Here is a 20,473-nt window from a genome sequence, read left to right on the forward strand (position 1 = left end):
TCGTTTAGTGATCATCTCTTGTTTCAATTGCTCGTTGCGTTTTTTGAAAGCGCGTCGTTTGAGCACTTCTTCTAGTCCTCGACTGATGGCCCACAATGCGACCAAAAGCAGACCGAGCATCGATAAACGAAACGGGCTTTGGATAAATTCTTCCCATTGATCCCCGATGACCGAGAAAATGACGACGACGAGTAGTTTCCCGAATCCCGCCGCCAAAATGAACGTACGGAGCGGCATCTGAATGAGTGCCAGCAAATAGGTGATCAAACTGACTGGGATGAACGGGAGCGAATACAAGAACCCGAGTGAGATTGGACTCATATGGTTGATTCGTTCTAACCAATAGACCGCCGCTTTATGTTTCTCGAGCCAGCGCGTCATCGGTTTACGAAACACATATCGGACCGCCGCGAAGACGACAATCGTTCCGAGTAAGTTCCCGATCCATGATAAAAGGACCCCTAACAAAAAACCATATGTTGCCGCATTCGCTGAAATGATTAAAACGAGTGGCAAAAACGGAAAGATCGCTTCTAAAAACGGAGCGCCGAGTCCGGCCCAAGGACCGCCAGGCAAACTTTGAAGCCATTCGATTAGTTGGATGATGTACTGTTGGAGAGAAGTGAGCATAGTCGTTCCACCTTCAACTTTCGTTACTACTACTCTAATACCCGAATTCGATTTTCAAGACGCATCTCCCTGCATTCGTCAAAAAAAATTAAAAACCATTTGCGAAAATTCGTCGTGATATTTATCATATAATAATGGACTTGTGGTTGCAGGCAAGTCTATTCGTCGAACGACACAACCCAACGTTCGTTTTCCTGCAAAAAACTGAACACAGGGGAGCAACACAACATGGAAACAAAACCAATGCGGGTCTTGCTGTACTATAAGTACGTCAACATCGAAGACCCAGAAACACTCACGCAAGAACATTTGAAGTATTGTAAAGACCTCGGCATCAAAGGACGCATCTTGATTTCCTCCGAAGGAATCAACGGGACGTGCTCTGGTACTTGGGAACAAACTGAGCAATACATGAACGACTTGAAGGCAAACCCACTCTTCAGCGATATCGAGTTCAAAATCGATGAAGTCGAAGAGCATGCGTTCAAGAAAATTTTTGTCCGTCACAAGAAAGAGCTCGTGACGTGGCGCTTTGATGGTGAGTTTGATGTACCGAAACAACACGGTGCATACCTCGAACCAGCAGAATGGAAAGAGATGATGAATCGTGATGATGTTGTCATCCTCGACGTTCGTAACAACTACGAGTACGAACTTGGTCACTTTAAAAACGCGATCAAAATCGATGTAGAGGCTTCACGTTACATGCCAGAATGGCTCGAAGAGAACAAGGACCTCTACGAAGGGAAGACACTTCTCACGTACTGTACTGGTGGCGTCCGTTGCGAGAAATTTACAGCATATATGCGTGACCAAGGTCACGACAACATCTTCCACTTAAAAGGTGGCGTCGCAATGTATGGAAAAGACGAAGCGACGAAAGGTGAAAACTGGGATGGTGAGCTTTACGTCTTTGACGAGCGCATCAACGTCCCTGTTAACTCTGTGAACCCGACTGTTGTTTCACACTGCATGCACTGTGGAACCGAGACGGTTCGTTACGTTAATTGTGCAAACCCGGAGTGCAATGTGCAACATTTCTGTTGTGAAGAGTGTGAACCGAAACAAATGCGTTCATGCTCGAAAGAGTGTCAAGAACACCCACGCAACCGTTATATCATCGACAACATTGCAGAGAAACTTCAGGAAACTGAAGGAGTAGTCGGGTAACAAAAATCGACCAAAAGGTGTCATGGACAAGCTGTCCGTGACACTTTTTTTGACGAAATCTTAACGTCTAGTCTGCCCCGCTTTCGGGTATAGTGAAGTTACTATGTCAGACAGGAAGTGAATAGATGCATGTTTAACGAACCTTTACTCGCTGCGATTCTTGCTTGGTTTATCGCCCAAGCAGCCAAGCTCGTAACCGAACTCATTAAAACAAGGGATTTTGAAATTGAAATCATGTTCGCTTCAGGCGGCATGCCGAGCTCACACTCTTCTACGGTCGTCGCGCTCGCTACGGCAATCGGACGGATGGAAGGCATCGACTCGAGTATGTTTGCCCTCGCTGTCGTCTTCGCCACCATCGTCATGTACGATGCAACCGGCGTCCGTCAAGCAGTCGGTTTTCAGGCCCGACTATTGAACGATTATTTCAAAGGGATTAAACACGAGACTCCACTATTAAATGAACTTGTCGGGCACACGCCGTTCCAAGTCATCGTCGGGGCGTTACTCGGTCTCGTTGTCGGATTGTTTTTCCCGATGTAATCCACTAAAGGTATGTCATTTCTCACACTCTCGATTCTTTTTGTGAAGTTTCACAAAGAAGAAGTTATACTCAGAGAGAGGAGGAATCGACATGCCTTTTTTGCAGAAATCTTATGAGTCTCTCGATACACTCGCCGAAGCAATCGGTCAAGCGATTCGAGCACCCATCACGATTGAAAATCGCCACCACCAGTTGCTGGCGTATAGCACCCATCCTGATTCGACCGACCCGGCCAGAATTGCCACGATCATTGGTCGTCGTGTCCCAGAAGCCGTTATTGAAGATTTGTGGGAAAGTGGAATTTTACGAGAAGTCATTGACCAAGATGAGCCTGTCGTCATTCCAGCACGGCTCGCTGTCGGGCTCGGCGAGCGTGCCGCCATCGTGATCAAACAACATGACGAAGTACTCGGCTATATTTGGAGTTTGGCTCGAACGAACCCGTTCACCACTCAAGAATTAGCCATCTTGCAGGAAGGAGCGACCATTGCCAAGAAGTTGCTCATGACAATCGCGATGCACGAACGACGCATTAGCGCGGAACTTGAACGCTTTTTACTAGATGTGCTCGCTTCCCCGACACTCTCCGATCCCAATCGCGAACGACTGAACGAACTCGCCCCCATTGCGGTCGCCAGTCGATTGACGATCATTGAATGCGCTCAACCGATCACCCCGCAACTTGCTGAACGTCTGCATTATGTGCTCGCGACCCAAGAGGCGATTGAAGTGGTCTTGCATGCCATCGATGGACAGCAGTTACTCGTCTGGCATTACATGAAATCCGAACTTTCCGATGAAGAAGTGGAATTGCTCGCTTGGGCGGAACGATTCGAACAGTTGCTTCAAGACAAATTCAACGAATCCGAACCACGAATCGGAATCAGTCGACGCTTTTTCGAGAGTGACATGCTGTACGCCGCAGCGGAAGAGGCACGTCGTGTCACAACACTTCGTCGTAAGTTCCCTCTTGAGCTCGCGACTTCTCGCGCCTTCGAACAGATCGGGATTTATCAACTCGTCCCTGAACTGGCACGTCGCATCGGACTTCGACTGGAAACCCATCCGACCGTCGAACGGTTGCAACACTATGACTCGTCCCATCAGACCGAACTCGTGAAAACGCTCGAATGGTATTTTTATTTCGATGGGAACGTCAAGCGGGTCGCTGCTCACCTTCATATCCATCCAAATACCGTCTTATATCGGATTCGTCGCATCGAAGAGTTGACGAATATCACGCAAGTTTCCTTACCTGAACGGTCCATGATTTATTTGGCGATTAAAGCCGGTCAATATCGATTAGAAGACTAGACGTTTACTTTGTGTTTTTTCACAAAGTGAGCGTCTTCATTTTTAGAATCCATGATAAAGACAGCCTTTTCGAATGGGTCTATACTAGGGGTGTGAACAATTTGTGTCAACGGAATGAAAGGGGAATGTTCCATGAAAATCGGGGTATTAAAAGAGATTAAAAACAATGAAAATCGGGTGGCTTTGACACCGATGGGTGCATTTATGTTAACGGAACTCGGACATGACGTCTTCGTCGAGACAAATGCCGGTCTCGGCAGTGGTTTCACGAATATGGAATATATCGATGCCGGTGCAACAATCGTCGAAACGGCGAAAGAAGTATGGGAAGGCGTCGAACTTGCGCTCAAAGTCAAAGAGCCGCAGCCGTCTGAATATCAATACTTCCGTCCTGATTTGACGCTCTTCACGTATCTACACTTAGCGGCAGAACCAGAATTAACGAAAGCACTCGTCGATTCAGGGATTACTGCTATCGCATATGAGACGGTCGAAGTCGACCGGACGTTACCGCTTCTCACACCGATGAGTGAAGTCGCAGGTCGGATGGCCGCTCAAATCGGGGCACAAATTCTCGAAAAACCACACGGTGGAAAAGGAATCCTCATGTCAGGTCTTCCGGGCGTACCTCGTGCGAACGTCACGGTCATCGGTGGTGGCGTCGTCGGAACGAATGCAGCGCGTATCGCCATCGGTCTCGGGGCGAGCGTTACTTTGATGGATATCAGCCCAGCTCGTCTTCGTCAAATCGACGACTTGTTTGGAAACACAATCAACACATTAATCTCGAACAAATACAATATCGCCAAACAAGTAGCTGAGAGTGATCTCGTCATCGGTGCTGTTTTGATTCCTGGAGCAAAAGCACCGAAACTTGTCACAGAAGAAATGGTACAACGCATGTCACCGGGATCGGTGATTGTCGATGTTGCCATTGACCAAGGTGGAATTTGTGAAACGATTGATCATATCACAACGCATGATGCGCCAACGTATGAACGTTACGGTGTACAACATTACGCCGTCGCTAACATGCCAGGTGCCGTGCCACGCACATCGACAATGGGGCTTACGAACGCAACGATGCCATACATTATCGAATGTGCACAAAAAGGCGTATTCCCAGCACTCCTCGGAAACGATGCCCTTCTCAAAGGCTTAAACGTCATCAACGGGACGGTCACATACGAAGCGGTCGCTCGTGATTTAGAGTATCCGTTCGTCCCTGCCTATGAGGCAGTTGCAAAACAAACACAAGCGTAATCGAAAGACGACGAGATGCCCGTTCTCGTCGTCTTTTTCGTACAAAAAAGAAGGGACTGAACATAATCGCTCAGTCCCTTCTTCTCATTATGCGTTTTCGACAGCGATATCTTCCCCGATGATTTTCACTTCCGGTTCTAATTCCACTTCGAACTTCTCTTTAACGGTCGCTTGCACGTGACGGATCAACGAAATATATTCCGTCGCAGTCGCCTCCGCAATGTTGACGATGAATCCAGCGTGCTTGAGTGATACTTCCGCTCCTCCGATTCGCTTGCCCTGAAGACCAGAGTCTTGAATCAACTTGCCGGCAAAGTAGCCTGGCGGACGTTTGAAGACACTTCCGCACGAAGGATATTCGAGCGGTTGCTTCGACTCACGTTTATACGTCAAATCGTCCATGACTTCTTTGATCAATTCGTAGTTTTTCGGTTCGAGCTCGAACGTCGCTTCTAACACGATGAACCCTTCTTTTGATACACGGCTCGTGCGGTAATCGAGTTCTAATTCATCTTTTGACAAATGAAGCACTTGTCCGTCCGACGTCAATACTGTCGCAGAGGTGATGACGTCTTTCGTTTCTCCCCCATATGCACCCGCGTTCATGTAGACAGCGCCACCGACCGTTCCAGGGATCCCACAAGCGAACTCAAGACCGGATAAGCCTTCCGCAAGTGCTTGCCGTGAGACATCGATAATCGCTGCCCCAGCCTGTGCCACGATTTGGTTCCCTTCGCGACGAATCGTATTCAGTTCATTCAAGTTTAAAACGACTCCGCGAATTCCCCCGTCGCGGACAATCAAGTTTGAACCGAACCCGAGGATCATGAACGGCATTGCTTCCTGATGGGCTAGTTCTAAGACGGCTTGGACTTCTTCGTACGTGTGTGGGGCTACGAAGTAATCTGCTTTCCCGCCTAGTTTTGTATACGTGTGCGCCGACAGCGGCTCGTCTTGGAGGACGCGCTCGGCCGGAATAATACTCTGGAGTTGCTGTAAAAAGCTCATGCGTTCACTCAATCCTTTACGTTCTATTTAAGTGTCTCGATCACATCTTCTTCGTACCGAGCACGTCACTGAATGGTTTCAGTACGAAACACAGTATACAAATGATTGTCGGACGTGACAAGCAACGTTTTTCTTACAATGTCATGATTAGTTTATAACAATAGCGATGTCGCTACAGCCACTACAATCGGAATTGTAAAGTTATCCCAATCTCGGTATGAAATCGCTTCAGTTAGTGTGGCGATGATGGAAATGATAAATCCATATGTTACCACTTGCCACATGACGACATCATTCCACAAAAACAATAAAAATAAGACCGCATACGAGCTTAAGAACATGGCGACGCTCCCTTGGAAGGAACGCTTTTGACCGTACAAATCATAGATGACTGTCCCATACTTCCGTCCAATCAATGCAGCCATCCCATCCCCCCAGGCGAGGACGAGTGATCCCGCTAAAAATGCAATCGGTTCCGACTCAAAGAAGAAGTATAAAATGATGAGTAAGGCGATTGGATAATAGACCGTTCCGAAAGACTTCCGTTCCGTCTGATGTACCGGTGATGGACTTTTATATAACAAGACCGCGTTCGCGAACGTGAAGAAGATGAGCGGAACTGCCGCGACGTACCAGGAATCCATTAACCAGACCGCTAGTAGCGACCAATGTCCGACTGCGATATGTACACTTTTTCGAATCGTTTCGTCTGTCCACCCAAGACGCTTTCCAACTTGTTCGAGACCGACGAGAAATACAAGGACAATCACGATGGAAAGAATCGAACTAATCCATTCATTCATTGCTTGACCACCTCTATGTATAGGATGTGTATAATACCGTCATTATACCTTAATCAGTGCCCATCCTAGCTTACTTTTCAAACATTTGGTAGAATGAGGTCAAATGACTGTATAGCCAACGTACGATGTTGGTGATAGAAAGGGTGGCCGTATGCGCGACGCAACTTCAATTCAAACTTTGGCAGATTGCCTTCACTTCATGCAGGTCGGAGAAATCGAGCGAGCCATCGCCCTCTTCCCTGAAGACGTGCGTGAACATTTTCCAAAAGAGCTTCGAAAAATCCACTTGTTTCATATTGAAAAGAACGGTCTGTCGATCAATCAAATCGTCGCCCTTGCGAACGCATTGACCGGAGAACATCTCTCGGCGACGACGATTCAAAACTGGACGAAGCGTGAAGTCCGTAAAATCATCGGAGTCCCACGAATCGGTAAAAAGTATTCCTTGCATCAAGCAGCCATCATCTACCTTCTTGATGACTTGAAACATCTTTTCTCACTTGAAGAGACAAGTTCCTTATTGGCACTTATCTTCAACAACCCTGACCGGGACGAAGACGACTTCATCAAACCGATTGATTTTTATCGATTATACGCAGAGTATGCGAAGTCAACGAGCCCAATCGACCTGCTCGATACGCGTGCCAAACGTTCTCTCGAAAAAACGAAATACACACATCCGAATATCATTCATGTCCTAAAGCTCTGTTTGTACGCACACCGTGTGACCACACTCGAGCTCGAGGCCAAGCAGTATTTGAACCGTTTCATTTGATGGAACGGTTTTTTTTGCATCAAAAAACACCGGTCAAGGACCGGTGCTCGTCATCGTTATGAGACAGATGCTGCGAGCGGCATCCGCGATTTAACCGTTAACGTTTTTAAGACAGAAAGGAGTTCGAACATCGATAGCTGATCTGCTTCTTTCGTTAAGCAGAACGTGTCGTCCTCTTGTTTCCGTAGCTCTGCGACAAGTTTACCTGCTTTGTCACGGACGCTGAACTTATGACGTTCCACATCGTATTGAATCGTGAAGAGTCCGCGTTCATAGACGTTGTACTCACACTTTTTCCCGAATAACGAGAACTTGTCTTTCAATTGACCAATCGCCTGTCCGTCATGGTTCATCACGACCCATTTTTGGCAGTTCGGGATATACTTCCCGTGAGCGATCTGTCGTCCAGACAAATTGTGCACTTGGACACTGCCTTCCGCGTCGCGGTGAACAGATCCGATCGCATCATTTGTCTCATCATAAATGGTCGCCTCGCCTTGCGTAAAGACGCAACCTTTTACATAAATTAATTTGCGCACCGCTTTTTCCTCCTAGCACGTTCCAACCGTGATTGTTTGTATGTGTACGGTCGGGCATTTCTTGAAACCCCAATCGTTTCTCTGTGTAGTTTTTATCTCGTTTCAACTACTACATATTTCATATGACGAAGATGATTATTGCATCGATTAAAGAAAAAGACAAGCCCTTTTTTTCGACATCATTTTGGATTCTGTCGAACTTGTGAACAAGCCTATTCTTATCGCTTATATCCCGCTTCTTTTAAGAGTTCTTCAAGCTCCATTCTTGCAATCAGACGAACTTGATTTGGCGCCGCCAATTCATACGCACTGTCCGTAAATGTCGAGTTCGTCACGACCCATCCTTCATGTGCCTGATAATACGGAACGGCAGCCGCAATTTGTTGAACCGCTTCAAGACCGACTACTTTTTCATACCGTTTCGCTTGTACCGCAATCGACCATCCATCGGGTGTCTCGAGTAACAAGTCTGCCCCAAAGTCACGCGAGGCTGGTGTCACGGTGACCGTGTATCCGAGCGCAGTGAACACATCCTCTAAGAACAGTTCGAATTCTCGGCCATCCATTCGATCGATTCGGTCGATTGTCGACAGTCGGGCTCTCCAGACGAACCATACGATTCCTAACACGAGTAGTAAGATACTGCTCCAAAGTGGTGCTCCGAACCACCATAGACCAATAGCACCGACCATACTAATAAGTAATCCAATCATCCCCATCTTTCCTTTCCACGTCCTCTCTCCCACTTTACCGTTTCGAGGGCAGGAAATGAAAGGGGGATCTGTCGAATGTTATAGAAGATATGCTCGTCTGACACCACGAAGGAGGGATGATCGTTCATGGAGAATCGCACCAATCTCCACAGTGAGTTATTACATGCATTACCTTACGGGGTTGCTTTAATAGAAAAAGACGGAACAATCGTTCAGGCAAACCGGCCGTTCCTAGAAAAGTTTCCAGAGAATCTCCAGACTCGTACGAACCTCTTTCATATGGTCAACCAGTCTCCGATTACGATGGAATTATCTCGCCGAATGGAGCAAGGACTGTCTTGGATGTATGAACTACCGACGATGCGTGTGCATGCCATCCCTTGGGAAAAACACTACATTCTCTCCATCGAACCACTCCCTCTCGATACACGCGTGACGATTCAACACAATGCGTTTGAAGCGATGATGCACTCCGAGCTCGACATGGCGATGATCATGACGGATGCCAATATGTTGATCACTCGATTTAACCAGGGAGCGACGGAACTGTTCGGCTACGCTCCTCATGAAGTGTTATATGAGATGACCCCGTTCGCTTTGTTCGAATCAAGGGAGCTGAGCGAAAAGCGTTCTGCCTATCAAGATGAAACGGAACGGTTGCTTTCGTTCGAACAAATGTTACGCCTCGCACTCGACAAAGGAGACCGCGAGTGGAAATTTCAATGTAAAGACCGGACACATTTTATCGGAAAACTCTTTATGCACCCGGTCTATGAACAAGAGCAACTCATCGGATTCTTTTTCTTCGTATTTGATGTGAGTCCTGAGATTGAACTAAAACGAGAACTCCGTTATAAGGAACAACGCTATCGAATGTTTGCCGAATCTGTCATCGAGGCTGTCCTATTCCACGAAGACGGGATGATTCTTGATGCGAACAAAGCGGCGGAATCCATCTTCAAAATTCCAGCTGAACAAATGGTCGGTCGGCAAACGGTTGAATTTATTGCCGAAGGATATCGGGCAGATGTGTTGCGACGAATCCGCAACCATATCCAAACACCATATGAAGTGATTGGACGACGAGCGGACGGCACGTTTCTAGAGATGGAGGTTTACCCGAAAGAAGTGACGTATCTAGGTCAAACGTTACGAGTCGCCGTCATGCGTGACATTAGCGACCGTAAAAAAATAGAACGCATGCTTGAACGAGAGAAAAATGCGATTGCCCGCCAACGAGACATCATTCAATCGATTTTACAGGCGTCAAACGAAGCATTCGTCTTGACCGAGTCGAACGGGAGCGTCTTGTTCATGAACGTCCATGCGCGACGCCTCATGGACTTACCCGGGATCGCCCCGAATAAAATACAAGAGCGGATCCCCCTCCTCTCCACGTTTCGTCCACGTGACCGAAGCGAGATGCTACGTAAGATGGATCAACTGTTAGACGGAACGGCTCGGGAAGTGTCCATGCGTTTCTCCATCCCACAACCGAACGACCGAGATGAGGAATATTACGAGATGTATGGCACGACGATGGATACGAAACGACAAATCGGAATGGACAGCGGTTTCTTATTCGTATTCCGTAACCGAACGGAAGAAGAGCGGATGGACCAGATTAAAAACGAACTGGTGAGCACGGTCTCGCATGAACTGCGGACACCTCTTTCTTCATTATCTGGCTACATCGAGTTGATGCTCGCTCGCGATTTGACGCCTGACAAGCGAGAACGTTTCTTGAAGACGATGTCACGAGAAGCGTCACGGTTAACGGCGTTACTCAATGACTTCTTAGACATTCAACGCATGGAGGGTGGTCATCAGGAATACAAGCAAGATCAGTTCTCATTGAATGAACTCGTCTTAGAGGTGGTTGAACGCTTCCGTGAAACGAATGACCATGCCATTCATTTTGATAACGCTGATGAAGATCTACGCTTGATTGCTGACCGGGACCGCATTGAACAAGTACTCGTAAACTTAATTTCGAATGCCATCAAGTATTCGCCGAACGAACAAGAAATTGAAGTACGGGTCCGGCACGACCACAATCAGGCCCACGTCTCTATTCGTGACTTCGGAATCGGTATTCCTGAACACGCCTTCGAGAAACTTTTTACAAAGTTTTATCGGGTCGATAACTCCGATACACGTAAAATTGGTGGGACAGGTCTTGGCTTGTCCATCTGTAAAGAAATCATCGAATCCCATGGCGGCAGCATCGAAGTGGAATCGACTGTCGGAAAAGGATCGACGTTTACATTCACACTAGACTTAGCGGAGGAACTATCATGAACGATTATGCCTTTACCGGATTCCCTGGATTTTTAGCTGGAAAGTTAATCGAACATCTTGCGTCGTTGCCTCATCAAATCGGAACTATCTATGCGCTTCACCTCCCTAACCAACAGCGTGAAGCGGAAGAACTACGAGACACGTTGCTATCTACGACATCCCTCGAGCCTCGCCAGCTCGTCTTAGTGGAGGCGGACATCACGTTACCGGAAGTGATTCTCGATCCGATTATGCGCTCTGTCATCGAGCGTGACGTGCATTACGTCTTTCATCTAGCTGCGGCCTATGATTTGAGCATTCCGTATGACACGGGGTATCGAATCAATATCCTCGGTACGAAACACGTCACGGCGTTCGCCAAACGGTCGAAACAGTTAAAGCGGTACGTCTATTTCAGTACGGCCTATATTGCCGGTCGCAGGCAAGGGACCGTCTATGAGAACGAACTCTGGCATCGGGCTCGATTTAAAAATCATTATGAAGCGACTAAATATGAAGCGGAAGCACTCGTCTCCCGCGAGATGGGAGCGATGCCAATCACTATCATTCGTCCTGGTATTGTGATTGGACATAGTCGAACAGGTGAAACGAAGAAGTTTGACGGTGTCTATTTTGTATTGAAATTGATGGCGCAACTTCAACAGATGCGACCGCTCCCTTATATCGGGCGTGCGAACGTCGAAGTGAATTTAGTTCCTTATGATTATGTCGTGGAAGCGACCGCCTTCCTAGCACACTCGCCAGTCGGGTCGAAACGGACGTTTCATTTGACGGATCCTTTCCCGCATGGTGCGCGTGAAGTGTATCGCATGCTACATGAGACGATGTTCCACCGTCCTCCTCGCGGCACGGTTCCCCATGCTGTTGCAGATGTCGCATTCACGACTTGGAAAAACGCCGCACAACTGGATGTTCCGCACGAACTGCTAGACTATTTCAAACATCCTGTCCATTTCGATACGACGCAAACGATTCGTGCGCTCGATGGGACTGGAATCGTCTGTCCGGATCTTCAAGATTACCTACCGGAGGTCGTCCAATATTTCATGACACACGAAAAGCCCTGAATGCGTTCAGGGCTTTTTGGATTAACCAATCAAAATCTTCTCTTTCGGATAGCGAATCTTCCGGTCGGCTTGTCGTGCGACCGTAAAGAGAATCGTCAACGATCCGACACGTCCAAGGAGCATCATGAACATGATGAACCCTTTGCCGGCAGCATTCAAATCAGCAGTAATCCCTAATGATAACCCGACCGTCCCGAACGCCGACACCGTCTCAAACAGAATGGCGCTCGCTGGAATGTGACCGTTTGTCAAAATGACGAGTGTCGTAATGATCAGGATGAAGAAGAAGCTCGAGATGGCGACAACGTATGCCTTTTTGATTTGAAACGCATCAATCGTCCGCTCCATGATCACCGTTTCTTTCTTACCCGCAATGAACGCCCACATGTCCGCGAAGATGACCGCTAGCGTCGTCACTTTAATCCCTGACCCCGTCGAAGCTGCACCGGCCCCGATATACATCAAAATTAAAATCAAGCCGATTGATGCTGGCGCCATCGTCGAAATATCAATCGTATTGAAACCGGCCGTACGTGTCGTCACGGCTTGGAAGAAGGTCACGTGTAGCGCCTCACCGATGGACCGCCCATAGAGAGAACCTTCGTTTGATACCCACTCAAACATCATGAGCACGAACCATGCCACCCCATTGATGACCAATAGGGACAGAATCATAATTTTTGAATGGAGGGCGAGACGCTTCCATCCTCGCACTTCTGTCGCATCGGCAATCGTCGTGAACCCGAGACCCCCAATCATGATCATGAGGGCAATCGTCACGACAATCGCCGTGTTTTGTTCAAATGACATCAGACTGTCCGGGAACAACGCGAAGCCTGCATTGTTAAAGGCAGAGACCGCATGGAAAAAGCCATAGTAGAGAGCTGCACCGAAAGAATAGTTTTCTGTGCTATACAGTTCGAACGTCAAAAACAGCATCCCGATAAATTGAACGATGACCGTCGTGAAGACGATATTTCGTACGAGACGAACCGTTCCACCGGGTCCGGCTAAGTTTAGCGATTCTTGCAAGAGAATCCGTTGTTTCAATCCAATTTTCTTCCCTAATACACTCAGGAGCATCAACGCGATTGTCATGAACCCGAGACCCCCGATTTGAATGAGGGCGACAATCACCAATTCTCCGAACAAGTTGAACGACGAACCGATGTCGACTGTCGACAGTCCGGTCACGGTACCCGCGGAAGTTGCGATAAATAGACAATCAATCCAAGAGACTGGTTCTTCTTGAGCAAATGGCATATATAAAAGTGTTGCCCCGATAAAAATCGCAAGTAAAAATCCTCCCGCGATAAAGCGAGCAGGTTTTTCAAACACGACTCGATAAAGTACCTCGATTCGCTTCAAGCGCATCTCACGCGCTGACAGTCTATGTCGCATCACGACATCCCCTTCACTTCTGTTATTCTAAGCCTCATGTTACTCCTCGCCTTTCTAAATGCCAACAAGAAAATGTATCTCTAACGCTTTCCTCGATTTTTTGGTATTATGAGAGATAGACTTTAAGAATGTTGAGGAGGTTGAATGAAACCGTGGACCCTAGTACGGTAGATCATTCGATAGAGGATGTCTCGCGAAGGTTGGAGCGACAATCACAATGTATGCCCGCTCACCTTTATTTTCAGCTAGAAGAGTTACTCAATTGGTCACTTGAGCAAGAAGTCGTGAATCAATTGTACGCATTGTTAAAAAAATACGACGTATTAACCGATATAGAGCGTGAAGAACGAAACATCAGCATTCAAATGCTGATTGATGAAAACGGCGCTTAATCATCGGGAACGCATGTTGCGGGAGACGAGTAGCGTCTCTCGCTTTTTTTGTCCTGATTTATTTCGGAAAGGTGGAAAACAAAGACATGGATGTCGTCACGTTAGTCGGGCTCATACTCGGGTTCCTCACCCTCGTTGGTGGAATGCTATTAAAAGGAGCGGGTATCGCACCGCTGATCAACCCTGCCGCAATCGTTATCATTTTCGTCGGTACAGCTGCTGCGGTCAGTATCGCCGTATCGAAAGAACAGCTTCAAAATGTACCGAAGTTATTTAAAATCTTGTTTAAAAAACAAGAACTCCCAAGTAAATCTGGATTGCTTACACAATTCGTCGACTTATCGACGCAGGCTCGGAAAGAGGGACTATTATCCCTAGAAACAGCACTTGAACAAGTTGAAGAACCATTTTTACGCCAAGGCATGATGATGGTTATCGACGGTCAACCTTCTGAGTATATTGCGGAAGTCATGTCACGTGACATCGAAAACATGGAACAGCGTCATAAGGCGAACGCCGACATCTTCACCCAGGCCGGGACATATGCGCCGACGCTCGGGGTACTCGGAGCCGTTATCGGATTGATTGCCGCCCTGAAAGATTTGTCGGATATCGAAAAACTCGGACACGCCATTTCGGCGGCCTTCGTCGCGACACTATTCGGGATTTTCACCGGGTACGTACTTTGGTTCCCGTTTGCCAATAAATTAAAGCAGTATTCGAAGAGCGAAGTCGTCATCAAAGAAATGATGATTGAAGGGATTTTATCGATTCAAAGCGGTGAATCTCCAAAAACGTTAGAAGATAAGCTGTCTGTGTATTTGTCTCCAAAGGAGCGAGCTGACTATGAAACGCAAAAAGAAGCATGATCATGAAGAACACATTCCAGAAGGTTGGCTCATTCCTTACGCCGACTTATTGACACTCTTGCTCGCGCTCTTCATCGTATTGTTTGCATCGAGTAACATCGACCAGACGAAGCTAGAGAAAATGTCGCGCTCGTTCAACCAAGTATTCTCTGGAGGCGTCAGTGTCTTCCAAGCTTCGACCGCCTCAAACAGCGACATCAGTCGGACAGATAACACGAATACGACCGCCAACCCACGCACGTACGAGCTCGCTCAGCTCGATGAGTTGAAAGAAGATGTGAACCAATACATTAAGAAGAACGGGTTAGAGAGCCAAATTAAAGCGACCATCAACTCGAGCGGTCTCGTCTTAACGATTCAAGACCGCGCCCTCTTCAACTTAGGAGAAGCGACACTTGATGCCGATGCTCGAAATGTGGCTCAAAACATCAGTCAAATCTTAGAGAAGGCTGGAAAGCGAGAAATTGTCGTCTCTGGTCATACGGATAACATCCCCATCAACACGGCCCGCTTCCCATCGAACTGGGAGCTCAGTTCAGCACGTGCGACGGCATTCATGCGTGGATTATTAACGAATGATGCACTGAATCCGGCTCAGTTTACACTCGCGAGCTACGGGGAATTCAAACCAATCGCCACGAACGACACAGAAGAAGGTCGTTCGAAAAACCGACGTGTCGAAGTGCTAATTAAACCGCTCGTCGACTTATCGGAGGGCGAACCGAAGATGATTGAAACGATCACCTTACCGAACTAAAATCACCCACTCAAACGAGTGGGTGATTTGTGTTATTGCGTCAATTTGAAGTAACGTCTCGCCAGTTCTGTGAGCGGACTTTCAAACAAGCGTTTCCGCCAGTAGAGATCTGTCACTTTCTTCACCGCTTCACTGCGCGATGGATAAGGGTAAATCATTCGTGACAACTTGCCGATCTTATCGCCGCGTTGCATCGCATAGACGACGATTTGCATCCAGTCGCCAGCTGATTCACCAACCGCATGTGCCCCGATAATCTTTCCATTTTTCTTCGTGATGACTTTGACAAAGCCTGCCTCTTGGCGTTCGGCGATGAAACGGTCCACTTCTGACAGTTTCGCTTCATATGTCTCGATGTCATCCCCGTAACGCTCGCGTGCTTCTTTCTCCGTCATCCCGACGTGGAACACTTCGGGATCTGTGAACGTGATCCAAGGAAGCTTACTGTAATCTACCTTGTTCCATAGTCCAAACAGTGCGTTCGCGACAACGGCTTTCCCTTCTTCGCCAGCCGCGTGTGTGAACGGTAACGTCTTGATTGTATCGCCAATCGCAAAGATATGCGGTTGTGACGTCCGATACGAAGAGGAGACATCGATGTATCCTTTCGTCACTTGAACGTTTGCACGATCGAGACGAAGCGCGTCGATGCGTGGCACACGCCCTGTCGCCATGAGCAGTTTATCTGCTTCATATTCGACTGTCTCGCCGTCCACCTCTGTCGTGACACGAATGCGGCCATCGACTTCCTCGACCCGGTTGACCTTCACGCCGATTTTTAAGCGCATCGCCATCTCGAGTTGAGATTTTAGGTAAGTTGAGACGTCCTCATCTTCTTTTGGCAAGAACGCATCCTGTGCCTCGAGTACCGTAACTTGCGAGCCGAGTCGAACAAACGATTGTGCTAGCTCGAGGCCGACTGTCCCGGCACCGATGACGATGAGGCTCTCCGGAAGCGTCTCTTCTTCAAAAACCGTCTCGTTCGTTAAGTATGGGACTTGATCCAATCCGTCGATTGGAGGGACTGTCGGTTTCGACCCCGTCGAGATGACGAATTTTTTCCCAATCAATAAATCGTCCCCGACTTTCAATTCTGTCGGGCTTTGGAAAGAAGCCTCTCCGATGTAAATGTCGACCCCGATCTTTTCAAAACGTTCTGTCCCATCATGATCTTGGATAATGGCGCGCGCCTTGTCGACTCGTGCTTTCGACATTTGATAATGCTCGCCTCCATTGAATTCCGTTCCGAGAACACGCGCCGCGCGCATCATCGCATTCGCTTCTTTCGAGGCGGCAATTAATGCTTTCGACGGGACACATCCGACGTGCAGACAGTCGCCACCTAAATGTTTGTTCTTTTCAACAAGCGCGACTTTTGCGCCTAAGTTCGCTGCTCCTGCTGCTACCGTCATCCCAGCGGCACCACCGCCGATGACAATCAACTGATAGTCCTTCATCGAATCAACCTCCGGTATCGTTCACTCACATCTTCCATCCGCTTCCGGTTCACGCCAAAGTCTGAATAGCCGACACGTGACGCAGACCGAAACTCGACTTGTTGAGTGGAATCATCAAATAGAAAATTCACATCATCTTTAAAACGCATTACTTTCGAGGTCACCACATAATGAAGGCCCTCATCTGTTTCTTTAACCAGTTCGGCCCGTGGCAATTGGTTCATTGCCATCTTGATCGCTTCAATTGATTGGCCACGACTACCCGCATATGGGAGAGGAGACATGCGTAACTCTTCAATCGAGGTTTGCGTCGAGACGGCATTTGGACTTCCTTTTAACGGCTTCAATGACTGATTGGCCATAACAAAAACCTCCCTCATTCTACATACATCTATATATGTAGCCTGAATTCGGGAGGTTTAACCCTATTAATGTAGTTCGCTCGGGTCGAGAGGTAATAAAACCGTCACGGTCGTCCCGTGTCCGACCTCACTCTCGATGACGAGTTTTCCTTCATGTGCCTCAATCAACTCTTTGGAGATGGCGAGTCCGAGACCGCTACTCCCTTCCGTCACATGGGCCTGATAGAACATTTCGGTGATACGCTGCAAATGCTCACGTGAGATACCAGGACCTTCATCGATGATCGAGATGAAGGCGACACGTTCTGATTGAACGAAACGGATGGTCAATGTCCCGCCATCCGGTGAAAAGCGAATCGCATTCTCAAGAATGTTCAGGAACACTTGCTTCAACCGATTCTCATCAAATAGCCCGACTGACTTTTGAGGATAACGTTCGATGAGTGTAATGCCTTTGTCTTCGAGCGACTGCTTTAACTGCAACGTCACTTTTCGCAACAAGGAGACTAAATCGAGTTCCTGACGATACAAGACCAATCGACTCTCTTCAATCTTCGTGTAATCGAGAAGCTGCTCCACGAGACCAATCATGCGCTCTGTTTCCGAATGAATGATACTCAGACCTAGCTCCGTTTCTTCAGACAACTTCTCATCGCCACCTCGAATCGTCTCCGTCCATCCTTTAATCGATGTGAGCGGTGTCCGCAGTTCATGGGAGACGCTCGAGAGGAACTCATTACGTGTCGACTGGTGCTGCTGTACTTTCGCACCTAAATACGTGAGTGTCCGAGCCAATGCCCCAAGCTCATGTTTCTCATTCGACTCCACAGCGACGTCGAAATCACCTTGAGCCATCTCATCCGCCGTTTCGATGATTTGACGAATCGGACGGACGAAACGATCAGCAATGCGAATAACGGTGTAGAGCGCGAGTAACCAGATGAGGACACCAATCATGACGACGGTCATCCAAATCTCACGAATCAGCGTGTCTAGGTCTTCGAGCGGGCGTGTAAAGCTAATCGCAAACTCTGACGTATCGTTCGTCATAATCGGACTGGTGACCGATAAGTAATGCTCGTCACCGACATCATAGTCCTGAACGACCGACTCACCTCGTGACAGCTCTTGTAATTGTTCTTGTGAAAAAGATGCCTGCCTCGTCCGTTGACCGGTCGTCTTGACGATGGAACCGCTCTGGTCGACAATCGTCAAATCGGTTCCGGGATATCCGAATGTCCGGACGAGAACGGAAAAGGCACTCGGCGTCTCAAACCCGACTTGGGCTTGAGGATATAAATATGCACTCGTGGTCGCATGACTGAGTAACGCTTCTGACTCATACTCGTAATAGTATCGATATGTCCCGTAAGACAAGACACTGACGAGTAAAAGTAAGACGATCGTCACGACAATCATCATGCGAATGACTAACTGTTGTTTCATGCTTCATGTCTCCGCCATTTATATCCGTGACCCCATAATGTTTCAATGTAAATCGGATGACTCGGGTCATCTTCGATTTTTTGACGCAATCGACGAATGTTGACGTCGACGGTCTTGCGGTCACCGAAGTAGTTGACGCCCCATACGGCATCGAGTAGTGCATCACGCGATAAAACAATTTCTTCGTTTTGAACGAGATGACAAATCAAGTCATACTCCGTCGGCGTCAAATCGATCGATTGACCGTACTTCGTCACATGCTTCGCCGCAAGATCAATTGCGAACGGTCCTGACTTCAACCGCTTCGAGTCTTTTCGTTTCACTTTTTCGACGCGGCGCAGCAATGCTTGAATGCGTGCCACCAACTCGCCTGGACTGAATGGCTTGGCGATATAATCGTCCGCGCCTTTTCCGAGTCCTTCGATTTTATCTTCTTCGAGCGTTCGTGCCGTCAACATGATGATCCCAACGTTTTCATCGATATCTCGAATGGCCGCACACGCCTCGAACCCGTCCATCTCCGGCATCATGACATCTAATAAGACGACATCGAACGGTTCACGGTCAAATGCGGTGACCGCCTCTCGTCCATTCGTCGCTTCGAACACATCGAAACCGGCTCGTTTTAAATTCACAATAATGAAGCTGCGAATCGCATGCTCGTCCTCAGCTACTAAAATTCGATTCATATTTACACCTCTTCTAGAGTTCACTTCTCTACATTATAGTTACGTTTTTGCGACAAGGTTGTCAATTGACCTTAAAAAGGTTTAGGATGGAGTCATTAGATTCTGAAGGAGGACCCCCTACTACTATGAGTTACAAGATGATTGTATTGGATATGGATGATACGCTCCTCACGAGCGACCATACGATTTCCCCTAAAACAAAAGAAGCACTTCTCGATGCGCAAGAGCGCGGCTATAAAGTCGTGCTCGCGAGTGGCCGACCAACGTTTGCGATGTGGGATGCAGCCCGTGAATTGGAACTTGCGAAGTACGGTAGCTTCATCTTATCGTTCAACGGTGCATCGGTCATCAATTGCGCGACGAACGAGGAAATTTTCTCGAGTACGCTTCAACCGGACACAGTCGCCCATCTCCATGATATCAGTGAACGGGAAGGAATCGCGATTCATACGTACGTCGGTAACGAAATCGTAACCGATCGCCCGAACCCGTATACGGATATCGAAGGTGAATTGACAGGTATGCCGGTCGTTCATGTCGATAACTTTAAAGAAGCCGTGACCGCACCAGTCGTCAAATGTTTGATGCTTGCCGATGGTGACACACTTGCTCCGATTGAGACGAAGCTTCAAGAAGAGTTGGCTGGAAAATTGGCCGTCGCTCGTTCAAAACCGTTCTTCCTAGAGTTCACGGAAGCCGGTGTCACAAAAGGTACAAGCCTCGCTTTCCTAGCAGATCAACTCGGCATCGCCCAGAAAGAAGTCATCGCTTGCGGTGATGGAAACAATGACTTGACGATGATTGAATGGGCAGGTCTCGGTGTTGCGATGGGTAACGCCAATACGACAGTCAAAGGGAAAGCAGACTTCATTACGAAGTCAAACAACGAAGACGGAATTGCGCATGTCATCGAGACATACATGACGGACGTACTCGTCACGCAATAAGCTTCTGGTTGGAGAAAGGGAGGAAG

Annotated in this window: 21 protein-coding genes; 11 read left to right on the forward strand and 10 right to left on the reverse strand. The window is 47.9% G+C overall.

Annotation, left to right across the window (positions count from 1 at the left end):
• Positions 1–630, reverse strand: a 630-nt coding sequence (locus ON063_RS09960; protein ID WP_274665034.1) for a TVP38/TMEM64 family protein, incomplete at its 3' end; no start/stop codon positions are given.
• Between the two features lie 228 nt (positions 631–858).
• On the opposite strand from ON063_RS09960, the gene trhO reads away from it, so the two are divergent.
• The 4 genes from trhO (at position 859) to ald (ending at position 4,921) form a co-directional block, all read left to right on the forward strand.
• Complete coding sequence (gene trhO, locus ON063_RS09965) at positions 859–1,800, forward strand: oxygen-dependent tRNA uridine(34) hydroxylase TrhO (protein ID WP_214695947.1); 942 nt, start codon at positions 859–861, stop codon at positions 1,798–1,800.
• Between the two features lie 117 nt (positions 1,801–1,917).
• Complete coding sequence (locus ON063_RS09970) at positions 1,918–2,343, forward strand: divergent PAP2 family protein (RefSeq protein WP_214695945.1); 426 nt, start codon at positions 1,918–1,920, stop codon at positions 2,341–2,343.
• A 91-nt stretch (positions 2,344–2,434) separates the two neighbouring features.
• Positions 2,435–3,658, forward strand: a complete 1,224-nt coding sequence (locus ON063_RS09975; protein WP_274665035.1) for a PucR family transcriptional regulator — start codon at positions 2,435–2,437, stop codon at positions 3,656–3,658.
• Positions 3,659–3,790: 132 nt separating this feature from the next.
• A complete protein-coding gene (ald, locus tag ON063_RS09980; protein WP_274665036.1) occupies positions 3,791–4,921 on the forward strand; it encodes an alanine dehydrogenase in 1,131 nt (376 codons plus the stop codon).
• A gap of 87 nt (positions 4,922–5,008) precedes the next feature.
• On the opposite strand, the gene murB is transcribed toward ald, so the two are convergent.
• Entirely contained in the window at positions 5,009–5,929 is a 921-nt protein-coding gene (gene murB / locus ON063_RS09985; protein ID WP_214695939.1) for a UDP-N-acetylmuramate dehydrogenase, read from the reverse strand.
• Positions 5,930–6,081: 152 nt separating this feature from the next.
• Positions 6,082–6,732, reverse strand: a complete 651-nt coding sequence (locus tag ON063_RS09990; RefSeq protein WP_074034266.1) for a diacylglycerol/polyprenol kinase family protein — start codon at positions 6,730–6,732, stop codon at positions 6,082–6,084.
• Between the two features lie 151 nt (positions 6,733–6,883).
• On the opposite strand from ON063_RS09990, the gene ON063_RS09995 reads away from it, so the two are divergent.
• On the forward strand, positions 6,884–7,507 hold the full coding sequence (locus tag ON063_RS09995) for a DUF1836 domain-containing protein (protein WP_274665037.1): 624 nt from the start codon (positions 6,884–6,886) through the stop codon (positions 7,505–7,507).
• A 56-nt stretch (positions 7,508–7,563) separates the two neighbouring features.
• On the opposite strand, the gene ON063_RS10000 is transcribed toward ON063_RS09995, so the two are convergent.
• Both ON063_RS10000 and ON063_RS10005 read right to left on the reverse strand, forming a co-directional pair.
• Positions 7,564–8,046, reverse strand: a complete 483-nt coding sequence (locus ON063_RS10000) for a hypothetical protein (protein WP_015880506.1) — start codon at positions 8,044–8,046, stop codon at positions 7,564–7,566.
• Between the two features lie 218 nt (positions 8,047–8,264).
• Positions 8,265–8,759 (reverse strand): restriction endonuclease, encoded by a 495-nt coding sequence (locus ON063_RS10005; protein WP_274665038.1) that lies wholly within the window; start codon positions 8,757–8,759, stop codon positions 8,265–8,267.
• 126 nt (positions 8,760–8,885) lie between these two features.
• On the opposite strand from ON063_RS10005, the gene ON063_RS10010 reads away from it, so the two are divergent.
• Together ON063_RS10010 and ON063_RS10015 are read left to right on the forward strand one after the other, a co-directional pair.
• Positions 8,886–11,060 (forward strand): PAS domain-containing sensor histidine kinase, encoded by a 2,175-nt coding sequence (locus ON063_RS10010; RefSeq protein WP_274665039.1) that lies wholly within the window; start codon positions 8,886–8,888, stop codon positions 11,058–11,060.
• Positions 11,057–12,127, forward strand: coding sequence for an SDR family oxidoreductase (locus ON063_RS10015; protein WP_274665040.1), 1,071 nt, complete (start codon positions 11,057–11,059; stop codon positions 12,125–12,127). The genes ON063_RS10010 and ON063_RS10015 overlap by 4 nt, the downstream gene beginning before the upstream one ends.
• Before the next feature lie 21 nt (positions 12,128–12,148).
• Here ON063_RS10015 and ON063_RS10020 read toward each other — a convergent pair whose 3' ends face one another.
• On the reverse strand, positions 12,149–13,528 hold the full coding sequence (locus ON063_RS10020) for a TrkH family potassium uptake protein (RefSeq protein WP_274665041.1): 1,380 nt from the start codon (positions 13,526–13,528) through the stop codon (positions 12,149–12,151).
• 200 nt (positions 13,529–13,728) lie between these two features.
• Here ON063_RS10020 and ON063_RS10025 point away from each other — a divergent pair, with 200 nt between their 5' ends.
• From ON063_RS10025 to ON063_RS10035, 3 genes are all read left to right on the forward strand, one after another.
• Positions 13,729–13,920, forward strand: coding sequence for a hypothetical protein (locus tag ON063_RS10025; protein WP_224862903.1), 192 nt, complete (start codon positions 13,729–13,731; stop codon positions 13,918–13,920).
• A gap of 86 nt (positions 13,921–14,006) precedes the next feature.
• Positions 14,007–14,789 (forward strand): flagellar motor stator protein MotA, encoded by a 783-nt coding sequence (motA, locus tag ON063_RS10030; RefSeq protein WP_074034258.1) that lies wholly within the window; start codon positions 14,007–14,009, stop codon positions 14,787–14,789.
• Complete coding sequence (locus tag ON063_RS10035) at positions 14,767–15,546, forward strand: flagellar motor protein MotB (protein ID WP_274665042.1); 780 nt, start codon at positions 14,767–14,769, stop codon at positions 15,544–15,546. Before motA ends, ON063_RS10035 begins: the two co-directional genes overlap by 23 nt.
• Positions 15,547–15,578: 32 nt before the next feature.
• On the opposite strand, the gene ON063_RS10040 is transcribed toward ON063_RS10035, so the two are convergent.
• From ON063_RS10040 to ON063_RS10055, 4 genes are all read right to left on the reverse strand, one after another.
• Positions 15,579–17,003, reverse strand: coding sequence for a dihydrolipoyl dehydrogenase family protein (locus tag ON063_RS10040; RefSeq protein WP_274665043.1), 1,425 nt, complete (start codon positions 17,001–17,003; stop codon positions 15,579–15,581).
• Positions 17,000–17,365 (reverse strand): DUF1499 domain-containing protein, encoded by a 366-nt coding sequence (locus ON063_RS10045; RefSeq protein ID WP_214790343.1) that lies wholly within the window; start codon positions 17,363–17,365, stop codon positions 17,000–17,002. Before ON063_RS10045 ends, ON063_RS10040 begins: the two co-directional genes overlap by 4 nt.
• Positions 17,366–17,431: 66 nt before the next feature.
• The gene (locus ON063_RS10050) at positions 17,432–18,811 is read right to left on the reverse strand and encodes a sensor histidine kinase (protein WP_214695920.1); all 1,380 of its coding nucleotides are present in this window, start codon (positions 18,809–18,811) and stop codon (positions 17,432–17,434) included.
• Positions 18,808–19,500, reverse strand: a complete 693-nt coding sequence (locus ON063_RS10055) for a response regulator transcription factor (RefSeq protein WP_274665044.1) — start codon at positions 19,498–19,500, stop codon at positions 18,808–18,810. Before ON063_RS10055 ends, ON063_RS10050 begins: the two co-directional genes overlap by 4 nt.
• A gap of 125 nt (positions 19,501–19,625) precedes the next feature.
• Here ON063_RS10055 and ON063_RS10060 point away from each other — a divergent pair, with 125 nt between their 5' ends.
• A complete protein-coding gene (locus ON063_RS10060; protein WP_274665045.1) occupies positions 19,626–20,447 on the forward strand; it encodes a Cof-type HAD-IIB family hydrolase in 822 nt (273 codons plus the stop codon).
• The last annotated feature ends 26 nt before the right edge of the window (positions 20,448–20,473 follow it).

The organism is Exiguobacterium sp. B2(2022) (assembly GCF_028823655.1).
GTDB classification, from domain to species: Bacteria; Bacillota; Bacilli; order Exiguobacteriales; family Exiguobacteriaceae; genus Exiguobacterium; species Exiguobacterium aestuarii_A.